An 18,665-nucleotide genomic window follows, 5' to 3' on the forward strand; every position below is an offset into this window, starting at 1 on the left:
CCCCCGCCCGCTTCGCCCCACAGTCACTCCCCCACCCGCTTCGCCCCCACCATGCGCCTCGCTATCTCCAAATACCTCTCCACCAACTCGTCCGGAGACAACTCACCGTCCGGTCGATACCACACCGCCACGGCGACGCACATCGTCACCACGGCGCGGCTGACATCCTCGGGATGGTCGGCCTCGAACACTCCCGAAGCGACGCCGTCGAGGACGATCCGGTCCACCTGCTTCTGCTGTTCGTCGCGCTGCGCGATGTAACTCGCCCGACTGTCGGGCTCCATGCTGCGGATCTCCGAGGAGGCAACGAACGACTGCTCGCGTCGAAACATGTGGAACCGCAACAGAGATTCGATCACCGCGTCGAAGCGATCAGAGGGATCGTCCCCGGCATCGAGTTCGGCGGCGCGGCTTCGCTCCAACAACTCCGTCATCACAACGGTCGCCAGACCGATCAACAGAGCCTGCTTGGACGGGTAGTGGTGGTAGAGCCCTGGCACCGACAGCCCGGACCGCGACGCGACGTCACGGATCGAAGTCCCGTGATAGCCCTGCTCGACGAACGCCTCCAGCGCCGCAGCGAGCGGTTTCGGTAGTCCCAGGTCTTCGTAATCGCGCCAGGACCCGCGTACCGGAAGCTCGTTCGTCATACCGATACCGTAGATCGCCGTTGCGCCGCCGCCGAACGCGTCGGTGCCATTGGTTACAGTCGATGTTCACCGAAAGACAGGGACCAGTCATGATCCATGTTCGCCACTCCGCGGTTGCTGCCGTGCCGGTTGATGTCGCCTTCGACTACATCGACGACTACCGCAACGTCCCGACGTGGATGTTCGGTGTTTCCGAGTTCACACCGTTCGGAGAGTTCGATCAGGGGCTCGGCGCCACGTTCGACGCGGCCATGCAGATCGGGCCAAGCACGTTGCGCTCCAAGCTCGAGGTCACCGAGTGGGAGAAGAATCGGATCATCAAGCTGTCTTCGCTCGGCGGTGTATCCAACTCGTCCACGTGGGAGTTCGCCGCGATCGACGATTCCAAGACCGAGCTTTCCGTCGACTTCGCCTACAAACTCCCCGGCGGCATTGCCGGCAAAGCTCTCGGCCGCTTGATCGGGCCGTTCGTCGAAAACGCTGTCAGGAACAGCGAGGAGACGTTGCGCCACAGCCTCGAGCAGCAGTTCGCGGCCCGCGGCGAAGGCTGAAACTACCCGCGGTCGCCTTCGAGGCCCAGCGCGTTGGCCCACACCTGAGTAGCCGTCTTGACGACGTCCTCGAACGGGACGGGGTTGCCGTCGGCGCCAGGTTCCTCGGAGACGAACGAACTGTAGGCAAGACGGCTCACCATCGCCGACAGTGCTCGGGAAGCCAACAGCGGATCCAACGAGCCGTCTGCCTTGCCAGCTGCTTGCAGGCGTTCGATGGCTCGGGCATTGCGAGAAATGAAGGTCTCGGCTCGGTCCCGACGCAGTTTCGCGAAGGCCGGATCGATGTGCGATACCTGCTCGAGCAGACCCATCAGTTTGGCGTTGCGGCGAAAAGCCGTCAGGTAGGCACGGTTGCTCGATTCGAGGACCGCATACGGATTGTCGACCTCGCGGACCCGTCCCATGCCGGGGTGCAGCATGTCTTCCTGCGCAACGTCGAGAACTGCGGCGAAGATCTGCTCTTTGTTGTCGAAGTAGGTGTAGAACGTGCCGGTGGAGCAGTTCGCTTCCTTGGTGATGTCCGTCAGACGGGCATCGAGATACCCTGCGCGCTCGAACACCGTTCGAGCCGCTGCGACCAGAGAAGCCCTGGTCCGGACGCCGCGGGCAGTCACCGGCAGGTCACGCAGAAGCTCCGTCGCAGCCATGGATGGTGGCGGACGGTCTTCCCAGTTCTCCTGAGGTTCGGCGCGAGAGGTCACCAGCTACTTATACGGCAAAGCCGGCGACATCTCGGCATCGGCGTCAGGTGATGGTGATTCCTCCGTCGACGGCGATGGTCTGACCGGTGACGTATCCGCCTGCCTCGGACGCGAGCCACACCATGGTGGCCGCGAGCTCTTCCGGATCGCCCATGCGGCCGAGGATCAGGCGCGGAGCCATCGCGTCCAAGTAGCCGTCGTTGTATTGGTCGGTCATTTCCGACTTGAAGAAGCCTGGCGCGATCGCGTTGACGCGAATGCCCTTGCGCGTTCCCCACTGCTGTGCGAGGTCACGGGTCAATCCGACGACGCCTGCCTTGCTCGCCGCATAGGCGGCCTGTGGGAGTCCGGCGGTCGTCAATCCGAGAATGCTCGAGATGTTGACGATGGAGCTGCCCGGGAGCATGACGCGGCCGCAGGCCTGCGCTGCCCAGTAAGACCCATTGAGGTTGATGTCGATGACGGCGCGGAACTGGTCCGGGGTCTCACGGGTCGCCGGAACAGCGGTTCCAACGCCGGCGTTGTTGACCAGTACGTCCACGCGGCCGAACTTCTCCATCGCGGCGTCGACCATGTTCTGAGCCTGAGCCGGATCGACGATGTCGGTGGCCACGCACAACGCTTCGCGGCCTGCGTCACGCACGAGCTTGGCCGTGTCTTCGAGCTTGTCGACGCGGCGAGCAGCGAGGACGACGTCCGCGCCGGCCTCTGCTGCGGCTTTCGCAAACGCCACCCCGAGGCCCGACGACGCACCGGTCACGATGACCACTCGATCGGTCAGAGAGAACTTGTCGAGAACAGACATGCGCGGTGATGCTCCTGTGTCGTCGGGTTCGGGAAGTGACGTATGGACTGCAGTGGCGTATCGACTGCAGTGACATATGGACTGCAGTTGCGAAATTACAGGCCGAGATCGCGGCCGATGAGTTCCTTCATGATCTCGTTGGATCCGGCCCAGATCTTGGTGACGCGGGCGTCCATCCACGCGCGAGCGGCGCGGTACTCGGTCATGAAGCCGTAGCCGCCGTGCAACTGAACACAGTGATCGAGGACCTCGTTCTGAACCTGCGCGGTCCACCACTTCGCTTTGGCGGCGTCGATGGCGGTCAGCTCGCCGGCAGCGTGTGCTGCGACGCAGTTGTCGACATAGGCCTGGGTGACCTCGATGCGGGTGACGAGATCCGCGAGAAGGAATTTGTTCCACTGCAGCGAGCCGATCGGCTGACCGAAAGCCTTGCGGTCCTTGGCATATTGCAGCGTCTCTTCGAGGATCGGAGCAGCGTGCGCGATGTTGGACACCGCAGCGCCGACGCGCTCCTGCGGCAGCATTTCCATCATGTGGATAAAGCCGCGGTCGATCTTACCGATGATGTTGGTGGACGGCACGCGAACGTTCTCGAAGAACAGTTCGGCGGTATCGGACTCGTGCTGGCCGACCTTGTCGAGCTTGCGTCCGCGCTCGAAACCTTCCATGCCGGTTTCGACGGCAAAGAGCGTGATGCCCTTGGACTTCTTCTCGGGACTGGTCCGCGCCGCCACGATCACGAGATCGGCGTTGTAGCCGTTGGTGATGAAGGTCTTGGAGCCGTTGATGATCCAGTCGTCGCCGTCCTTGACCGCAGTGGTCTTGAGCGAGGCGAGGTCGGATCCGCCGGAAGGCTCGGTCATGCCGATGGCCGTCAGCATCTCACCGGTGCAGAACTTGGGCAGCCAACGCTGCTTCTGCTCTTCGGTGGTGAGCTGAACGAGGTACGGAGCAACGACGTCGGCATGGATGCCGAAGCTCGAGGCAACAGCTGCACTGGCACGCGAGAGTTCCTCGGCCAGAACAGCGTTGAAGCGGTAGTCGCCGGCTTCGCTTCCGCCGTACGCCTCTGGAACCTCGAGTCCGAGGAAGCCGTTGCGTCCCGCTTCGAGCCAGATTTCACGATCGATGAAGCGCTGGTCGATCAGCTTCTCTGCGACCGGAAGGATGTTCCGGTTGACGAATTCGCGGGCAGATTCGCGAAATGCCTCGTGATCGGGTCCGTACAGAGTGCGACGCATGACGAGTTGCTTCCTTTCGGCGTGGCAATGCCACACGTAACGATGTTCCTAAGCATTCGCTTAGAATCTAAGCATCTGCTTATAGTGAATCGAGAGCGGGATATTGTCAACATCGAAATCCGTCACACCTGGAGGAAACCGTGAGCGATTCACCTGACGTGGTGATCAGCCCCTCCAAAGCTGCGGCCCGTATCCGCGCGGCAGCCGTGGACGCTTTTGCGTCCGCGGGCTACGGCGGCACCACCACCCGTGACATCGCCGCACGACTCGACATGAGTCCCGCCGCCATGTACCCGCACTACCGCTCGAAAGAAGAGCTGCTTTTCGCGATCAGCTTCGAAGGTCACACCGAAGCGTTGAAGGTGGTCGAGGGCGCCGACAGACCGGGAGAAGAACCGTCCGTTCGCTTGCAGGAACTGGTCAGCACCTTCGCCAGTTGGCAGGCCGGGCACCACTCACTCGCTCGCGTCGTCCAATACGAACTCACTGCACTCACACCAGAGCACTACCGAACCGTCGTCGCGCTTCGCCGCAGCACGACGCGGGTGGTCCGGGAGGTTGTCGACGCCGGCGTCCAGTCGGGCGACTTCACGATCCCCGATGCCGAAGGCGTCACCCTCGCCTTGATGTCCCTGTGCGTCGACGTGTGCCGCTGGTTCCCAGCCGGCAATTACACGAATCCGAAAGACATTGGAAAACTGTACGGAGACCTGGCATTGAGGATGGTGGGCGCCGCCTGAATCAGGTGACACCGACCGCAGAAAGGACTCGGCCAGTGGCCAACCGCACCTATCTCTACTCGACCCCTGTTGCTCCGCACGAGAATCCGGCTGCCACTCGCACCCGTGGACTCAGGGGAGTCTCGGAGTGGTCGTACGCGATACCGCTGGTCCCCCGGATCCTTGTGTCCGTGAATCCGCTCGCCCGCCAGTCGATCATCTGGGACGACACCCCCGACCTGATCGCGGTCACCGCGCCCTGTGGTCCTGGGATCGCCCGGCTCGAAGACTTCCTCGGCCGCATCGATCACCCCGAACTCGGCACGATGGCCGGCGATGCGCTGCGTTTCCTGCGCAGCCACACCGAGCCCGACCACTACTTCGTCCTCGAGTGCGGCGAAATCTTCGACATGGACGACGAACCGTTCGCCGAACAGAGCACGGCCCTGATGGCCGGTCTGGCGAACATCGATGCGGAGATGGAGGCAGCTTTGGCCACGCTCGCACCCGCCAAGCCGCGCTTCTGGGAGCGACTGTTCACGCCGACTCAGGAGAGCGTCGAGGAACCGCTACGCGAACTCGGCCTCGGTTACTGGTCCGAGACCCTGTACTTCGATCTCGACCTCTCGCGATAGGCGAACCGGCGCAGCCATCGGTTTCAGACCAGTTGGTCCGCAAACAGGTACCCTCGGATTTCGTGCCCGACAACTCCACCGATCTGCCAACCACTGCGTCCACTGTCCTCGGCGGTTGGGGTCGCACAGCCCGAACGACCTCGCACGTCGTTTCGACCCCTGATGTAGAGGGGATCGCGAAGGCCGTCGCCCGCGTCGCAGACGACAATGCAGACAAGCCGTTGCACCTCCGACGCGGAGTCATCGCCCGCGGTCTGGGTCGGTCTTACGGAGACAACGCGCAGAACACCGGCGGCTTGGTAATCGACATGACTGCCTTCCGTCGAATTCACAAGATCGATGTAGAGACCCGACTGGTGGAGATGGACGCCGGAGTGTCCCTCGATCAGCTGATGCGGGCGGCACTACCGTTCGGCCTCTGGGTCCCGGTGCTCCCCGGAACACGCCAGGTAACCATCGGCGGAGCGATCGCCTGCGATATCCACGGCAAGAACCACCACACCGAAGGCAGCTTCGGAAATCATGTCCGCTCGATGGATCTGCTCACTGCTGACGGCAGTATCCGAACACTGGAGCCGCAAGGCCCGACATCCGAGCTCTTCTGGGCTACCGTCGGCGGAATCGGACTGACCGGGATCATCCTTCGCGTCACCCTCGAGATGACGCCGACCGAAACGGCGTATTTCGTCAACGACGGCGCTCTGACCGCGAGCCTGGATGAAACCGTCGCTTTTCACAGCGACGGCAGCGAAGCCGACTACACATATTCGAGCGCCTGGTTCGACGCGGTCAGTGCGCCGCCGAAGCTCGGCCGGGCCTCGATCACGCGTGGTTCGTTGGCGACCGTCGACCAGCTTCCACTGAAGTTGCAGAAGAATCCGTTGAAGTTCGATGCGCCACAACTGTTCACGACGCCGGACGTGTTCCCCAACGGCTTGATGAACAAGCTTTCGGCCTCTGCGATCGGCGAGTTCTACTACCGCACCGGCGGCAACTACGTCGGGAAGGTCCAAAATCTGACGCAGTTCTACCATCCGCTCGACCTCATCGGTGAGTGGAACCGTGCCTACGGGTCCAAGGGATTCCTGCAATACCAGTTCGTGGTACCCGTCGCCGCGGTGGACGAATTCAAGAGCATCATCCGCGATATCCAGCATTCGGGACACTACTCAGCGCTCAACGTCTTCAAACTTTTCGGCGAAGGAAACGCAGCGCCACTGAGCTTTCCGATGTCCGGGTGGAACGTGGCCTTCGACTTCCCGATCAAGCCCGGACTGGGTGAGTTCGTCGCTTCGCTCGATAAACGGGTACTCGAATTCGGCGGTCGCCTCTATACCGCGAAGGACTCTCGGACTACCGCAGCAAGCTTCCACTCGATGTATCCGCGAATCGACGAGTGGATCCGGATGCGCAGGAATATCGATCCGACAGGTGTTTTTGTGTCCGACATGGCCCGAAGACTCGAATTGATCTGACGCGCTGATCAGTCAGAGATCTCACCGAGTCGACGCTCCAAGTAGGCCCGCTCCGGTTCCGTACCAACCAAATTCAGCGCACGTCGGTATGCAGACATTGCCGCGTCGGTGCGCCCCAACCGGGCGAGCAGTTCGGCGCGCGCGAGGTGATACGGGTGGTAGTCGGCAAGTTTGGGCTCCGCTGCCAGTTCTTCCAAAGCTGCCAGCCCAACCTCCTCGCCGTCGCGCATCGCCAGCGCCACTGCCCTGTTGACTGCGACGACAGGCGAAGGCGTCAACGTGAGGAGCACTCCGTAGAGCGCGCAGATCTGCGGCCAGTCGGTGCTCTCCACATCCGCCGCCTCGTCATGCAATGCGGCGATGGCAGCCTGCACCCCGTACGGCCCCGGCGCTCCCCCGGTCAACGCGACCACGACGAGGTCGCTGCCTTCCTCGATCATCGGCTGGTCCCAGCACCCGCGATCCTGATCTTCGAGGAGGACGATCCCGCCACCGGCGTCGGTACGGGCATCCCGACGCGCGTGGACGAGGAGCATCAACGCCAGCAACCCGGCGATCTCGCGCTCATCGGGAAGCAAAGCGCGCAAGATCCTCGCCAGCCTGATTGCCTCTACCGCCAAGTCGACGCGTTGCAGATCCGGACCCGAACTGGCGGCATACCCTTCGGTGAACACCGAATAGATCACCTGCAGAACACCGGGCAGACGCTCCGGGAGTTCTTCGGCGCTGGGAGTTCGGAAGGGAATCCGAGCCTGACGTATCTTCTTCTTCGCACGCACGATCCGCTGCGCCATGGTCGCCGAAGGCACGAGGAAGGCCCGAGCAACCTCGGGCGTCGTCAACCCTCCGAGGCAACGCAAGGTGAGTGCGATTCGGTCGTCCTCGGCCAGCGCTGGGTGCGAGCAGGTGAAGAACAGCTGCAACCGCTCGTCGGGAAGTTCTCCGTCGACCGTGGGCGGCGCCGGGTCGGCACGATCGGCGTCCACCTGCATCACCGCCAATCGCGCCGCATAGGCCTGATCACGACGAAGCCTGTCGACGGCTTTGCGACGCGCCGTGGTCAGCAGCCAGGCGCCGGGTTTGGCCGGCACTCCGTCCACCGGCCAGTGCACCAACGCGGCCTCGACGGCTTCGGAGGTAACTTCCTCGGCCAGATCCAGATCACCAAAACGGCGGACGAGCGAGGCCAAGAGTCGTCCACGTTCCTCCCGGAACACTGACTCGATGGAGTTCTCGGCCTGCTCGTCCACGGCGCATCAGTCCCCGAACCCGGCCAGTGGACGCACCTCGACGCTGCCGCCGTCGCGCGCGCCGGGGCACCGCGCGGCCCAGGCCAGCGCCGCGTCCAGATCAGGAACGTCGATGACGTCGTAGCCGCCGAGGATCTCACGGGTTTCAGCGAAGGGTCCGTCGGTGACGGTCTTTTCTCCGGACTGCGAGACTCGAACCGTTGTCGTAGTCGTCAGGTCGGCGAGGGCATCGCCGGACACCCAGATACCGGCATCTTTCATTTCCTTGTCGTATTGCTGCCAGTCCTCGAACGTGCACTGGGGTTCGGTGTCTCCGCCGGGCGCGGTGTAGATGAGCAACATGTACTTCATGACTGACTCCTTGGTCTGTTGTTTCTCTTCCGGCTTTCTTGCCTTACAACATGACGACGAACGGTTCTCCCCGGAATCGACAGGCGACTCGAAAAAACTTTCGGCGGGTTCGTCCGAGGTGCTGCCGTTAGGCTGAGTGTATGACCGAACGCGACCGGGACGCCGCTGGAAAGCCCCTCAATTCGCGGCCCCGCGACGGACTCGGCCGTCCACTGCCACGTGACGCAGCGGGCGGCGTCCCGCGCATTCCCGACGATGTGCGCCTCCCGCCGGACGAGTCGATCACCGAGGCTCAGCGTCTTCTCGACCACGGGATGCCTTTTCACGCGCACGAAATTTTCGAAGGAACGTGGAAGGACGCTCCCGCCGAGGAGCGTGACCTGTGGCAGGGACTGGCTCAATTGGCCGTCGGGCTCACCCATCTACTTCGGGGCAACAACACCGGTGCCGTCTCACTCCTCGGCCAGGGTCACGACCGCATCAGGCACTACGAAGTGGAAAGTCCGCACGGCCTCGACATCCCCGGCCTGCTGATGTGGTCCGAGCACTTGCTCGCTGAAATCGATCGCCCCGGCGATTTCCCCGCCCCTCCGATTCCGAGGTTGAGAATCCCCTGATGCCCATCTTCCCCATGTTTCCGCTCGGCTCTGCATTGCTTCCGGGTGAGGTGTTGCCACTGAACATCTTCGAGCCTCGGTACCGCGCACTGGTCGAGAATGTTCTCGAAGCTGCCGACGGCCCACTGTTCGGAGTAGTGCTCATCGCTCGTGGCCACGAGGTCGGTGGCGGCGAATCACGCCACGACGTCGGCACTCTGGCTCGGATCGAGTCTCATGTCGCAATGGGTGCCGGACGGTATCAGTTGTATTGCCGGACCGAAGACCGTATCCGCGTCAATCGCTGGCTGCCGGACGATCCTTACCCACTCGCCGAGGTCGAATTGTGGCCTGACGAGAACAACGGAACACCTGTCACCGCTTACGAATACGACTCTCTCCTCGAGCGCATCGAGTTCATGTACGGAATGTTGGGAAAGCTCGCACTTCGGGCCGGCGAACAGACTCCGCGAATGCCCGTCCCACCGGATCCCTTGGATCCGCTGGGTTCTCGGCTGTATGCCCTAGCCAGAAACATTCCGATGGGTGACGCCGATCGCCTGGCGATTTTGACCGCGCCAGGCGCCGACGAACGTATTCGCACGCTCTCGGAGGCGGTCGAGAACACCATCGAGGTGGCGCAGTTCAATCTGCTTTGAGCGCGACTACGCCATCGTCTGACCCATGTCGATGACGATCTTCGTCCCGGTGACCGCGCGGGAGAGGTCCGTCGCAAGGTAGACCACGGCGTTGGAGATGTCCTCGACGGTGGTGCGTGGGACGGACGTGAGCGGCCACTTGTACGAGTTCATGTACTCCGGATGAGTAGTGAGTACCTTACCGACGTTGGGATCGTTGCCCATCTCGGTCTCCACCGCGCCAGGGTGGATGCTGTTGACTCGAATGTCGAAGCTTCCCAATTCCGTTGCAGCAGTGCGAGCCAAACCCACGAGGCCGTGCTTGGCCGCCGAGTAGTGCGCACAACCAGGCGCTTCGGCGACGCCGGCAGCACTGCTGACGATCACGATGGAACCACCGTTGCCCGCCTCGATCATCGAGGGAACCGCAGCCGCCATCGTGCGCCACACACCATTGAGATTGATGTCCACCAGCGTCGACCACTGTTCTTCCGGCATCTCCCAGAAACGATTCCACGTAGCGATGCCCGCATTGGCGATCACGACGTCGAGGCGACCGAACTTGTCGACGCCCGACGCCACCGCCGCCCGCAGCGCCTCGAGGTCACGCACATCCGCTACCGCGGTGACGATCTCGCGCCCCTCTGCTCGCACGAGACGGGCCGTTTCTTCGAGGTCGGCTTCAGTCGCGGCCGCGTAACCCACGTCTTCAGACACCGACGCGCACACGTCGACAGCGATGACGTCGGCACCTTCCTGCGCGAGTCGGATCGCGTGATTGCGTCCCTGACCCCGCGCTGCACCGGTGATGAAGACGACCTTGCCTGCCAAGAGTTGTGTCATGGCCGGGACGTTAGACGCTGATGTGGCCCGCTGCCCCTGAGTTCCCGCTCGGCGGGAATCAGCCATCCACGATCACGACGTGCAGATTTCGCGGACCGTGTACACCTTCGACGCGTTCGAGTTCGATGTCGGAGGTTGCCGACGGGCCGCTGATCATGGTGGTGGGACGCTGCGGCGTCAGCCGCGCAATCGCCTCCGGCACTCCCACTTCCACACTGCTGCGATACACGACGCAGATGTGTGTGTCCGGTACCAGCGTCAACGCACGACGTCCCTGCTCCGGACCGGCGTCGAGGAAGATGGTGCCGGTCTCGACGCACGCTACCTTCGAGCCGGTGACAACGGCGTCGAGGTTCTCGAGTTCGGGAGCCGGTACGTCCGGGCTGTCCACCACCAGCGTTCCGTCGAATCCGGCTACCCATGATCGGTCGAGGCCGGCGGGGATTCCCAGAGTGTTCAGTCCGTGCTGTCTCAGTATTCCGGCGACGGCATCGGCGATTTCTGTTGCAGCGCAATGGTGAACGTGCGCCTTGTAGTCCACCAGACGGTCGACGAACAAATCGATGAGTTCCCCGTCGGACATGGTTCTGCCAGTCCGGTAGTTTCGCGGTACCTCGCCTTCACCGGCGGGCGCCAAGGTGATGGCATCACGAATGCGTCCGAGCACCACGTCACGTGAATTCATCTGTCTGCCTTCCCGTCATGACGAGCCTCGTCCAATGCATCGCGGCCTTCGTCGGAGTCCCACCAGGATCGGAAGGTCTGCTTGGGTGGAGCGGGAATGTCTCTGGCAGCTGTCCAACCGTTCAGTGGAGGGGGCAACGTGGAGATCTTCCCTTTCCTGCCGGCCACGACGCGTCCGAGCCCGGCAGCTTCCTGAGCCAGCGTCCACCTGCCCTCGGTCGACATCGCCAGAGATGCGGCTTTCATCGCCAAAGACTCTGCCGTGACACCGGATTGCTCGACCTTCTGGTGCCGCAATTCGACCAGCAGCGACGGGATGTCGATCTTGACCGGGCAGGCGTCGAAGCACGCACCGCACAGACTCGAGGCAAAAGGAAGAGTCGAATTCGGATCGTCTTTGCCATGCATGCCCGCGAGCTGCGGAGTCAGTACCGCGCCGATCGGTCCCGGATAGGTGGATCCGTAGGCGTGGCCACCGGTGCGCTCGTAGACCGGGCACACGTTCAGGCACGCCGAGCACCGTATGCAGCTCAGGGCTTCCCGCCCGATCTTGTCGGCAAGCGCGGCGGTCCGGCCGTTGTCGAGGAGGACCAGGTGAAATTCCTGTGGACCGTCGTCAGGCGTCACGCCGGTCCACAGGGAGGTGTACGGGTTCATCCGCTCCCCCGTCGACGACCGCGGCAGCAATTGAAGGAAGACCTCCAGATCCTGATACGTCGGCAGAATCTTCTCGATGCCCATCACGGTGATCAGCGTTTTCGGCAGCGTCAGGCACATTCGCCCGTTGCCCTCCGACTCCACGACGGTCAGTGTTCCCGTGTCCGCGATACCGAAGTTGGCACCGGAGACTGCGACCGGCGTCGTCATGAACTTGTGGCGCAGGAATTTTCGTGCGGCTGCGGCGAGCTCGGCCGGATTCTCCCCGAGGTTCGGATCGACATCTGGCATCTCACGAAGGAATATCTCTCGAATCTCGGACCTGTTGCGATGGATCGCGGGAACCAGAATGTGCGACGGTTTGTCGTGGCCGAGTTGGACGATCAATTCCGCGAGATCGGTCTCGTAGGCGGTGATGCCCTGGGTTTCGAGATGCTCGTTGAGACCTATCTCCTGCGTGGCCATCGACTTGACCTTGATGATCTCGTCGGAGCCGGTGGCTGTGACAAGTTCGGTCACAATGGCGTTGGCCTCGTTGGCATCCGCTGCCCAATGCACCTGCCCACCGCGCGCGATGACTGCAGCTTCGAACTGTTCGAGCAGTTCCGGCAACCGCGCCATGACGTCGGCTTTGATCGCGGATCCGGCATCACGCAGTTCTTCCCAATCGGGAAGCTCGCCGGTCACGTTGATGCGCTTGGCACGGATGGTGTGCGTCGCCTTGCCGATATTGCGTCGCAGTTGCGCGTTGGCCAGCTCGTGATGTGCTGCGGCGGGAAACTTCTCAGTACCTCGCAGGAACCCTGCACCTTCGGGTGACCTCGGCGGGAAGCTGGGCAGACCCAGCGTAACAACGCTCATGCGTGCACCCGGCTTTCCACCGATGCCAGAATCTGCGCGAGGTGAATGGTCTTGGCGCCCATCTGCAGTCGTGACATCCCGCCGCCGATGTGCATGAGGCAGGAGGAGTCTCCGGCGCTGCAGAATTCGGCGCCGGTGTCGGCGACGTGGCGAATCTTGTCCGCCAGCATGGCCGTCGACGTTTCGGCATTCTTGATGGCGAACGTGCCGCCGAAGCCGCAGCAGGAATCTGCTTCGGGGAGTTCGACCAGATCGATGTCGCGGACGTTGCGCAGCAACTGAAGTGGTTTGTCTCCCACCCTCAGCATGCGCAGTGAGTGACAGGTCGGGTGATAGGTGACCCGGTGCGGGAAGTACGCGCCCACATCGGTGACCTCGAGAACGTCCACGAGGAATTCGGAAAGCTCATACGTCTTTGCCTTCACGGTCTGCACCTGTCCGCACAGTGACGCGGTCCCGTAACGCTCGGCGACGATCTCATGTTGATGGCGGATCGAACCGACACACGATCCCGATGGTGCGACAACGGCGTCGATCGACGTGTCACCGAAGGTATCGGCGTAGTTCGCGACCAGCGGCAGCGCACCTGGCTGGTAGCCGGTGTTGACGTGCATCTGCCCGCAGCAGGTCTGCCCGGACGGAAACACGACGTCGTGCCCGAGACGGGTCAGCAGGAGGGCGGTGGCCTTGGCGGCGTCGGGAAACATCGTGTCCCCGATGCAGGTGGCGAACAGCGCTACGCGCATGTGGATCCCCGCAATCTGTCGGTGTGGTCTGACCACAGTAATACATCCCTGGACAGGCCACCCCATGAACGACGCCCACCCGGTTATGCTCTTGCCTCATGCCGACCGAGCCGAGCCCACGAGCGTGGGAACAAGTACTGAGCCATCTCGAACGTCGGCTCGTTTCAGGCGAGGTCTCTCCAGGCCAGCGGCTTCCGGGAGAGAGAATTCTGGCGGCAGAACTGGGCGTCGGACGGTCATCGGTCCGCGAGGCCCTGCGCGTTATGGAAGCTCTCGGCCTGCTGAAAGCGCAGACGGGATCCGGCCCGACGTCCGGAGCGATGATCGTGGCCAGACCGACCGGCGGCATGACCATGCTGATGCGAATGCAGGTTGCAGCACAAGGGTTTCCGGTCTCGGACGTGGTGAAGACACGACTCGTGCTCGAATCCGAGGTGATGCAGTCCCTGTCATCGCGAACCCCGTCACCTGACCTCAGCGCCGCTGTCGAACTGCTCGACTCGATGGACGACGCAGCTCTCTCGGCCGAGGAATTCCTGCTACTCGACGCACAGTTCCACGTGGCGCTCGCCGACGCGGCGGGCAATCAGGTGATCGCAGCCATGATGACCGGCCTGCGCGAGTCCATCGAGGCCTACGTTCTCGCGGGCGTCCAGTTCGACAGCTGGCCGAGCACCTGCACGCGACTACGTCACGAACACCGAGGATTGGTCGATGCGGTCAACGCGGGCGACGGCGAACTCGCACGTCAGCGCGTAGTCGGCCACATCCGCGGTTACTACTCGGAAAGCGCTCACTCCAGCCGGTGACAGGGGGTGGTAATTGCACCTCCAGAAGTCGTGTACTGTTGGTTTCACACCGACGCGGGGTGGAGCAGCTCGGTAGCTCGCTGGGCTCATAACCCAGAGGTCGCAGGTTCAAATCCTGTCCCCGCTACAAAGAAGAGGCCCGTAGGTTGCGAAAGCGACCTACGGGCCTTTTGCTGTGCGCCTCTATTAACCGCCGGGTGTTAACAAAGGCGCACAGCAGTCGTTCACACCGCCACTTTGTGAAAATCGATCTCCGCGGCCAGCATGCCGGAGAACCAACGATCCAGGTCCTCGTCAGTGACGGACTCGGGCATGGCGTCCACCTCGCACGCCAGCACCGCCACCTGAGACACGAACGGCGGAGCGACATGCATGTCCACCCAGTCCTGCAACGCTGGTTCGCGCTCGACCTTCAGGGCCGCAGCCTCCCGGCACCACGACAGATAAAGGGTTTCCGCGGCGTACATGCCCACCAGGGCCGCCGCCCTGCCCTCTTCGCGAGCGAGGGCCAAGGCGTGTGTGGACAGCACGGCCGACTCCTCGACCAGCGCCGCTGCGTCACCCTTGTACGGGAAGCGGGAACGCAACTGCGCGAAATACTCGCGCTGTTCGCCGACCAGGTTGGACATCGACGTCACGTGGTCGAGCGCGTCGTCGAGCGTCGGGGATTCGGCAACCACCAACCCCAACACCTTGACGGCCGTCAGTACAAATGCCTCTTCGATCACGAGGTACCGGCGAAATCCCTCATCACTCAACGTCCCGCCGATGGTGTCCGTGATGAATGGAACCGCCCGCGCGGCAGCGAGGTTACTCTGCTGCCGCGCGAGCAGATCTGAGGACCGACTCATTCGCCGGCGACCCAACTGATCAAGCCGTCGAACAGGTCGGTGTATCCGGGCCACTGCTCACAGAACTCCGGCGGAGCCCAGTGCGGCGAGCAGTCCGAGGTGAAGACGATCGACCGTCCGGCGCCGTATTCACCGGCAGCGACAAGCGGATCACCGTTGATGGTGGCGGGAACCACGGCACCGTCCTTTGCGACGACGCGGTTGTATCCCAGGAGCGCCGGCCAGGAATCCCCGGCACCACCGAGAGCCGGGTGAGCAGCATCGACGACGGTGGGAACGATCCCGGCCGGTGTCTCGACGCGATCGTCCTCGGCCAGCATCGTCACGGGTAGTACCTCGGCGATCGCGGTCTGGCGGAAAGCTGCTCGCGCTTGGAATCCGGAGAACGAGAGGTAGCCACCGATCATCATCAGTGAGCCGCCGGCGTTCACCCAGTCACGAAGCGCGACAAGGCGATCCTCGCCGGCGCGGAACTGGTCGAAGACACCGGGAGCCAACTGCAGCGAGTTCGCTCCGATGTCGGAGAGAACGACGACGTCGAACTGGGACAACGCTTCTGCGGTACCGGGGAACTGCGTCGGCACCAGGTGTGCGGGCATGTGTGTCACGTCGTGGCCACGTGAGGTGAGCGCATCCCGAAGCGGACCGACTCCCTCGACGTAGGAATGGACACTGAACTCGTCGACGCCCTTGACGTGCGTCGACGTCGTCATCCAGCTCTCGCCGGCGATCAGTACTCGTTTACCCATGACTGCTTCTGTTTCCTTTCGCGGCCTGCTCGAAGAGCGACCTCGGGTTGTCTCGCATCAGTGCGGACACTTGCTGGGGATCTACGCCTGCGCGCACCAACCGGGCGGCGAAGGCGAGTGGTACGTAGGAGAATCCGTTTCCGCCGTGCTTTCTGAGCATTGATTTGAGGAAGAGGTCGTGACTGAGCAGGAGCTGTGATGCGTGACCGGAGGTGACCAATCCGGCTACCGCAGTGGCTGTTTCCGCCGGATGCGGCGAAAGACCCTCGCCGGGGAAATCGAAAGGCATCCCGATCATGTCGAACTCGAGAAAGACACCGCGGTCGGCGAGCGATCGTTGGTAGTCGGCGTCGTGTCCGGACGGGTCCATGTGGCACAGGACCACTGCTTGCGGATCGACGCCCATCTCGTCGACCACGATGTCGACGACGTGATGTCCGACGCGCTGCCATCCCGGAAGGTGGACGAACAGGGGCACGTCCACCTCGCGCTGGGCGATGCATGCCGCCCTCAACGCTTTCGCCTCGTTCTGAGTGAAGAGCGGGGAGACTCCGATCTCCCCGATCACGCCAGGAGCCAATTCCTTTGCCGGATCGAACTCCTCGACGAGCGAACCTGCCAGATCGTCGACACCGAGTTCATGGACCTCGACCGGATGGGTCGTCTCGAGGTACCACCCTGAACCCATGATCACTCGCACATCTGACTTTCGCGAAAACTCCGCCAACTTCTCCGGCGCCCGGCCCAGTCCCGGCGGTGTCAGATCGACGATCGTCCGACCACCGAGGCGGGCGAAGTCCGCAAGGTCGTCCACCACGGCCGCTGCGTCGTCGACTCGACAATTGTCGAGACTGTAATACGGATTGTCGTGAAGAAGCCACGCATCCTCGGCACGTACCGGACCGGCCAACCGCTGTGCCACAACCGGATCCGGGGCCTCGGTGTACGCACCGGTGACGTCGTTGTGCAGATGTTCGTGTGGGAGAACCAGTCCGAGTTCCGAGCTGTCCACAATTCCCGTGACAGTACGAACCTTGCTCATGAGCGTGCGGGCCCCGAGGGTGCGGATTGTAGGTGTCGCCACAGCGCGCTCAGGGTGTGTCCCCGCATGTTGATCCAGATGGCCAGGAGCAGAACGACACCGGTGATGATCGGTGTCAAGAACGGGCTCACACCGAGCAGGGTCAGTCCGTTGGCGATGATGCCGGTCAGGACGGCGCCGATGACGGTACCGATAACGGTGCCGCGACCGCCGAAGAGGTTGGTGCCACCAAGAACCACCGCGGTGATCACCGTGAGCTCGAATCCCGTTGCGGAGTTGGCCGAACCCGAGCCCAGTCGAGCCGCGATCAGCAGTCCCGCGATACCGGCAGCCAAGCCGGTGAAGACGAGCGTCATCATGAGCACTCGACGCGTATTGACGCCGGACCGTCGCACGGATTCGACGTTGGATCCGATACCGGTGACGTAGCGCCCGAAGCGCATGCGGTTGAGCGCAATTGCTCCGATGATCACGACGACGAGAGCAATCCAGGCGCTGGCGGAGAACCCGAGGAACTCAGCAGTTCCGAGCTTCGCGAAGTAAGTGTCGGCCGGAACCGGAACGGAGAATCCTTCGGTCCGATACAGCGCGATACCGCGAATGACGGACATCGTCGCCAGAGTCACGATGAACGGCGGAATGCCCTGATAGGCGGCGAGCCACCCGTTGACCAGACCCCAGGCCGCACCCATCACCGGGGCGGCGACGAAGACCAGGGACGAATCGACGCCGGCCTGGATAAGCTCGGCACTCATCGCCGCGACGAACGCGACGATCGCACCGACGGACAGGTCGATCTGGCCGGCCGTGATCACGAATGTCATTGCTACCGCGATGATCAGAACCGGCGCAATCTGGGTCGCCAAGTTCGACAGGTTCGTGAACGTCAGGAATGACGACGTGGTTGCCGAGAAGACGGCTGCGACAGCAACTGTCACCGCCAGCATCGCGAGCGTCGGTTTGTTGACGCTGTCCCATAAGGAGGGTTTCGCGGCGAGCTTGCGCTCGATCGGCGCCTGGGTCTTCTCGAGAGTGGTCATGCCGTGGCTCCCTGTGTTGCTGCCGATGTCCGTTGCGGCACCGGAGTTCGAGTGATGAGTCCGACGAGGGACTCGATGTTCAGGTCGCCGATCGGAACGTCGTCGACGCTCTGCCCCTCGTACATGACCGTGATTCGGTCACATACGCGGAACAGGTCCTGCAGGCGGTGTGTCACGAGAATGACGCCCACTCCGGCCGCTGCAACGTCCGTGATCAGCTTGAGCACCGACTCGACCTCGGCGACGGCAAGCGCTGCGGTGGGCTCGTCGAGGATCAGTACGTCTGGCCGAAAGGAAACAGCGCGGGCGATCGCGACGGTTTGCCGCTGCCCGCCGGACAGTTGCCCGATCTCCTGGTAGGTCGACTTCACCTTGACATGCAGGTCGGCGAGAATGTGAGCCGCCTTCTCGTGCATGGCATGCCGGTCGAGGAATGGACCTTTTCGCGGTTCTCTGCCGAGGAACAGGTTGCTCGCGACGTCGAGCGTGTCGCACAGCGCCAGGTCCTGGTAGACGATGCCGATCTTCTTCTGCTGCGCGTCGAGCGGAGTCGAGAAGCGCACTGGTTCACCGTTGACGCGCATTTCGCCGCCGTCGTGCTGGACGGCGCCCGCGAGGATCTTCATCAGGGTGGACTTGCCGGCGCCGTTGTCGCCGACAACTCCGAGTACTTCACCCTTCGCCAGCCGAAGGTCAACTCCTTGAAGGGACTTCACCGGTCCGTACGACTTGGTGATGCCCGAGAGTTCGATCAGTGGAGGTGCCATG

22 protein-coding genes and 1 tRNA gene are annotated in these 18,665 nt (G+C 62.8%); 8 read left to right on the forward strand and 15 right to left on the reverse strand.

Going from position 1 to position 18,665, the window contains the following annotated elements:
- Nucleotides 1–23 precede the first annotated feature (23 nt).
- On the reverse strand, nt 24–650 hold the full coding sequence (locus ACSW29_RS18725; protein WP_230815166.1) for a TetR/AcrR family transcriptional regulator: 627 nt from the start codon (nt 648–650) through the stop codon (nt 24–26).
- 89 nt (nt 651–739) lie between these two features.
- Between ACSW29_RS18725 and ACSW29_RS18730 the strand changes: the two genes are divergently transcribed.
- Nucleotides 740–1,201, forward strand: coding sequence for an SRPBCC family protein (locus ACSW29_RS18730; RefSeq protein WP_019745480.1), 462 nt, complete (start codon nt 740–742; stop codon nt 1,199–1,201).
- Nucleotides 1,202–1,203: 2 nt separating this feature from the next.
- Here ACSW29_RS18730 and ACSW29_RS18735 read toward each other — a convergent pair whose 3' ends face one another.
- The 3 genes from ACSW29_RS18735 to ACSW29_RS18745 all read right to left on the reverse strand — a co-directional run bounded on the left by ACSW29_RS18735 (nt 1,204) and on the right by ACSW29_RS18745 (nt 3,951).
- On the reverse strand, nt 1,204–1,851 hold the full coding sequence (locus ACSW29_RS18735) for a TetR/AcrR family transcriptional regulator (RefSeq protein WP_230815469.1): 648 nt from the start codon (nt 1,849–1,851) through the stop codon (nt 1,204–1,206).
- A gap of 97 nt (nt 1,852–1,948) precedes the next feature.
- Nucleotides 1,949–2,710 (reverse strand): SDR family NAD(P)-dependent oxidoreductase, encoded by a 762-nt coding sequence (locus ACSW29_RS18740; protein WP_003939707.1) that lies wholly within the window; start codon nt 2,708–2,710, stop codon nt 1,949–1,951.
- A 95-nt stretch (nt 2,711–2,805) separates the two neighbouring features.
- Nucleotides 2,806–3,951 carry an acyl-CoA dehydrogenase family protein gene (locus tag ACSW29_RS18745; protein ID WP_448277985.1) on the reverse strand — a complete coding sequence of 382 codons (1,146 nt, stop codon included), beginning with the start codon at nt 3,949–3,951 and terminating at the stop codon, nt 2,806–2,808.
- Nucleotides 3,952–4,091: 140 nt separating this feature from the next.
- Between ACSW29_RS18745 and ACSW29_RS18750 the strand changes: the two genes are divergently transcribed.
- The 3 genes from ACSW29_RS18750 to ACSW29_RS18760 all read left to right on the forward strand — a co-directional run bounded on the left by ACSW29_RS18750 (nt 4,092) and on the right by ACSW29_RS18760 (nt 6,780).
- Entirely contained in the window at nt 4,092–4,691 is a 600-nt protein-coding gene (locus ACSW29_RS18750; RefSeq protein ID WP_448277986.1) for a TetR/AcrR family transcriptional regulator, read from the forward strand.
- Nucleotides 4,692–4,726: 35 nt separating this feature from the next.
- A complete protein-coding gene (locus ACSW29_RS18755) occupies nt 4,727–5,305 on the forward strand; it encodes a DUF7822 domain-containing protein (protein ID WP_317825845.1) in 579 nt (192 codons plus the stop codon).
- A gap of 62 nt (nt 5,306–5,367) precedes the next feature.
- The gene (locus tag ACSW29_RS18760; RefSeq protein WP_448277987.1) at nt 5,368–6,780 is read left to right on the forward strand and encodes an FAD-binding protein; all 1,413 of its coding nucleotides are present in this window, start codon (nt 5,368–5,370) and stop codon (nt 6,778–6,780) included.
- Between the two features lie 8 nt (nt 6,781–6,788).
- Here the strand turns inward: ACSW29_RS18760 and ACSW29_RS18765 are convergent, their stop codons facing one another.
- Together ACSW29_RS18765 and ACSW29_RS18770 are read right to left on the reverse strand one after the other, a co-directional pair.
- The gene (locus tag ACSW29_RS18765) at nt 6,789–8,030 is read right to left on the reverse strand and encodes an RNA polymerase sigma factor (protein WP_080909891.1); all 1,242 of its coding nucleotides are present in this window, start codon (nt 8,028–8,030) and stop codon (nt 6,789–6,791) included.
- A 6-nt stretch (nt 8,031–8,036) separates the two neighbouring features.
- On the reverse strand, nt 8,037–8,381 hold the full coding sequence (locus ACSW29_RS18770) for a YciI family protein (RefSeq protein WP_007730031.1): 345 nt from the start codon (nt 8,379–8,381) through the stop codon (nt 8,037–8,039).
- A gap of 140 nt (nt 8,382–8,521) precedes the next feature.
- On the opposite strand from ACSW29_RS18770, the gene ACSW29_RS18775 reads away from it, so the two are divergent.
- Together ACSW29_RS18775 and ACSW29_RS18780 are read left to right on the forward strand one after the other, a co-directional pair.
- On the forward strand, nt 8,522–8,998 hold the full coding sequence (locus ACSW29_RS18775; protein ID WP_020970927.1) for a DUF309 domain-containing protein: 477 nt from the start codon (nt 8,522–8,524) through the stop codon (nt 8,996–8,998).
- Entirely contained in the window at nt 8,998–9,636 is a 639-nt protein-coding gene (locus ACSW29_RS18780; protein ID WP_020970928.1) for an LON peptidase substrate-binding domain-containing protein, read from the forward strand. The genes ACSW29_RS18775 and ACSW29_RS18780 overlap by 1 nt, the downstream gene beginning before the upstream one ends.
- 6 nt (nt 9,637–9,642) lie before the next feature.
- Here the strand turns inward: ACSW29_RS18780 and ACSW29_RS18785 are convergent, their stop codons facing one another.
- The 4 genes from ACSW29_RS18785 to ACSW29_RS18800 are packed head-to-tail and all read right to left on the reverse strand — an operon-like array spanning nt 9,643 to nt 13,406.
- Entirely contained in the window at nt 9,643–10,458 is an 816-nt protein-coding gene (locus ACSW29_RS18785; RefSeq protein ID WP_019745487.1) for a mycofactocin-coupled SDR family oxidoreductase, read from the reverse strand.
- 58 nt (nt 10,459–10,516) lie between these two features.
- Nucleotides 10,517–11,143: a LutC/YkgG family protein gene (locus ACSW29_RS18790; RefSeq protein ID WP_448277988.1), complete on the reverse strand. Its 627-nt coding sequence runs from the start codon at nt 11,141–11,143 to the stop codon at nt 10,517–10,519.
- Nucleotides 11,140–12,660 carry a LutB/LldF family L-lactate oxidation iron-sulfur protein gene (locus ACSW29_RS18795; protein WP_448277989.1) on the reverse strand — a complete coding sequence of 507 codons (1,521 nt, stop codon included), beginning with the start codon at nt 12,658–12,660 and terminating at the stop codon, nt 11,140–11,142. The genes ACSW29_RS18790 and ACSW29_RS18795 overlap by 4 nt, the downstream gene beginning before the upstream one ends.
- Entirely contained in the window at nt 12,657–13,406 is a 750-nt protein-coding gene (locus tag ACSW29_RS18800) for a (Fe-S)-binding protein (protein WP_230815154.1), read from the reverse strand. The genes ACSW29_RS18795 and ACSW29_RS18800 overlap by 4 nt, the downstream gene beginning before the upstream one ends.
- Before the next feature lie 98 nt (nt 13,407–13,504).
- On the opposite strand from ACSW29_RS18800, the gene ACSW29_RS18805 reads away from it, so the two are divergent.
- Nucleotides 13,505–14,215, forward strand: a complete 711-nt coding sequence (locus ACSW29_RS18805) for a FadR/GntR family transcriptional regulator (protein WP_448277990.1) — start codon at nt 13,505–13,507, stop codon at nt 14,213–14,215.
- 53 nt (nt 14,216–14,268) lie between these two features.
- Nucleotides 14,269–14,342, forward strand: a tRNA-Met gene (locus tag ACSW29_RS18810).
- Nucleotides 14,343–14,439: 97 nt separating this feature from the next.
- On the opposite strand, the gene ACSW29_RS18815 is transcribed toward ACSW29_RS18810, so the two are convergent.
- Genes ACSW29_RS18815 through ACSW29_RS18835 form a run of 5 tightly spaced genes read right to left on the reverse strand, consistent with a single transcriptional unit; the run spans nt 14,440 to nt 18,664 of the window.
- A complete protein-coding gene (locus tag ACSW29_RS18815) occupies nt 14,440–15,066 on the reverse strand; it encodes a TenA family protein (RefSeq protein ID WP_448277991.1) in 627 nt (208 codons plus the stop codon).
- Nucleotides 15,063–15,815: a glutamine amidotransferase gene (locus tag ACSW29_RS18820; protein WP_003939869.1), complete on the reverse strand. Its 753-nt coding sequence runs from the start codon at nt 15,813–15,815 to the stop codon at nt 15,063–15,065. The genes ACSW29_RS18815 and ACSW29_RS18820 overlap by 4 nt, the downstream gene beginning before the upstream one ends.
- A complete protein-coding gene (locus tag ACSW29_RS18825; protein ID WP_448277992.1) occupies nt 15,808–16,899 on the reverse strand; it encodes a phosphotriesterase family protein in 1,092 nt (363 codons plus the stop codon). Before ACSW29_RS18825 ends, ACSW29_RS18820 begins: the two co-directional genes overlap by 8 nt.
- The gene (locus ACSW29_RS18830) at nt 16,854–17,897 is read right to left on the reverse strand and encodes an ABC transporter permease (RefSeq protein ID WP_020970933.1); all 1,044 of its coding nucleotides are present in this window, start codon (nt 17,895–17,897) and stop codon (nt 16,854–16,856) included. The genes ACSW29_RS18825 and ACSW29_RS18830 overlap by 46 nt, the downstream gene beginning before the upstream one ends.
- Nucleotides 17,894–18,664, reverse strand: coding sequence for an ATP-binding cassette domain-containing protein (locus ACSW29_RS18835; protein WP_003939830.1), 771 nt, complete (start codon nt 18,662–18,664; stop codon nt 17,894–17,896). The genes ACSW29_RS18830 and ACSW29_RS18835 overlap by 4 nt, the downstream gene beginning before the upstream one ends.
- Nucleotide 18,665: the final 1 nt, after the last annotated feature.

The sequence above is a fragment of the Rhodococcus sp. GB-02 genome, from assembly GCF_053470465.1.

Bases quoted from the DNA above. Each gene is read 5' to 3' on its own strand.
- ACSW29_RS18775 (WP_020970927.1), top strand. From the start codon at position 8,522: ATGACCGAACGCGACCGGGACGCCGCTGGAAAGCCCCTCAATTCGCGG.
- ACSW29_RS18785 (WP_019745487.1), bottom strand. From the start codon at position 10,458: ATGACACAACTCTTGGCAGGCAAGGTCGTCTTCATCACCGGTGCAGCG.
- ACSW29_RS18820 (WP_003939869.1), bottom strand. From the start codon at position 15,815: ATGGGTAAACGAGTACTGATCGCCGGCGAGAGCTGGATGACGACGTCG.
- ACSW29_RS18800 (WP_230815154.1), bottom strand. From the start codon at position 13,406: ATGCGCGTAGCGCTGTTCGCCACCTGCATCGGGGACACGATGTTTCCC.
- ACSW29_RS18735 (WP_230815469.1), bottom strand. From the start codon at position 1,851: ATGGCTGCGACGGAGCTTCTGCGTGACCTGCCGGTGACTGCCCGCGGC.
- ACSW29_RS18725 (WP_230815166.1), bottom strand. From the start codon at position 650: ATGACGAACGAGCTTCCGGTACGCGGGTCCTGGCGCGATTACGAAGAC.
- ACSW29_RS18805 (WP_448277990.1), top strand. From the start codon at position 13,505: ATGCCGACCGAGCCGAGCCCACGAGCGTGGGAACAAGTACTGAGCCAT.
- ACSW29_RS18790 (WP_448277988.1), bottom strand. From the start codon at position 11,143: ATGAATTCACGTGACGTGGTGCTCGGACGCATTCGTGATGCCATCACC.
- ACSW29_RS18830 (WP_020970933.1), bottom strand. From the start codon at position 17,897: ATGACCACTCTCGAGAAGACCCAGGCGCCGATCGAGCGCAAGCTCGCC.
- ACSW29_RS18780 (WP_020970928.1), top strand. From the start codon at position 8,998: ATGCCCATCTTCCCCATGTTTCCGCTCGGCTCTGCATTGCTTCCGGGT.
- ACSW29_RS18815 (WP_448277991.1), bottom strand. From the start codon at position 15,066: ATGAGTCGGTCCTCAGATCTGCTCGCGCGGCAGCAGAGTAACCTCGCT.
- ACSW29_RS18740 (WP_003939707.1), bottom strand. From the start codon at position 2,710: ATGTCTGTTCTCGACAAGTTCTCTCTGACCGATCGAGTGGTCATCGTG.
- ACSW29_RS18730 (WP_019745480.1), top strand. From the start codon at position 740: ATGATCCATGTTCGCCACTCCGCGGTTGCTGCCGTGCCGGTTGATGTC.
- ACSW29_RS18745 (WP_448277985.1), bottom strand. From the start codon at position 3,951: ATGCGTCGCACTCTGTACGGACCCGATCACGAGGCATTTCGCGAATCT.
- ACSW29_RS18795 (WP_448277989.1), bottom strand. From the start codon at position 12,660: ATGAGCGTTGTTACGCTGGGTCTGCCCAGCTTCCCGCCGAGGTCACCC.
- ACSW29_RS18835 (WP_003939830.1), bottom strand. From the start codon at position 18,664: ATGGCACCTCCACTGATCGAACTCTCGGGCATCACCAAGTCGTACGGA.
- ACSW29_RS18770 (WP_007730031.1), bottom strand. From the start codon at position 8,381: ATGAAGTACATGTTGCTCATCTACACCGCGCCCGGCGGAGACACCGAA.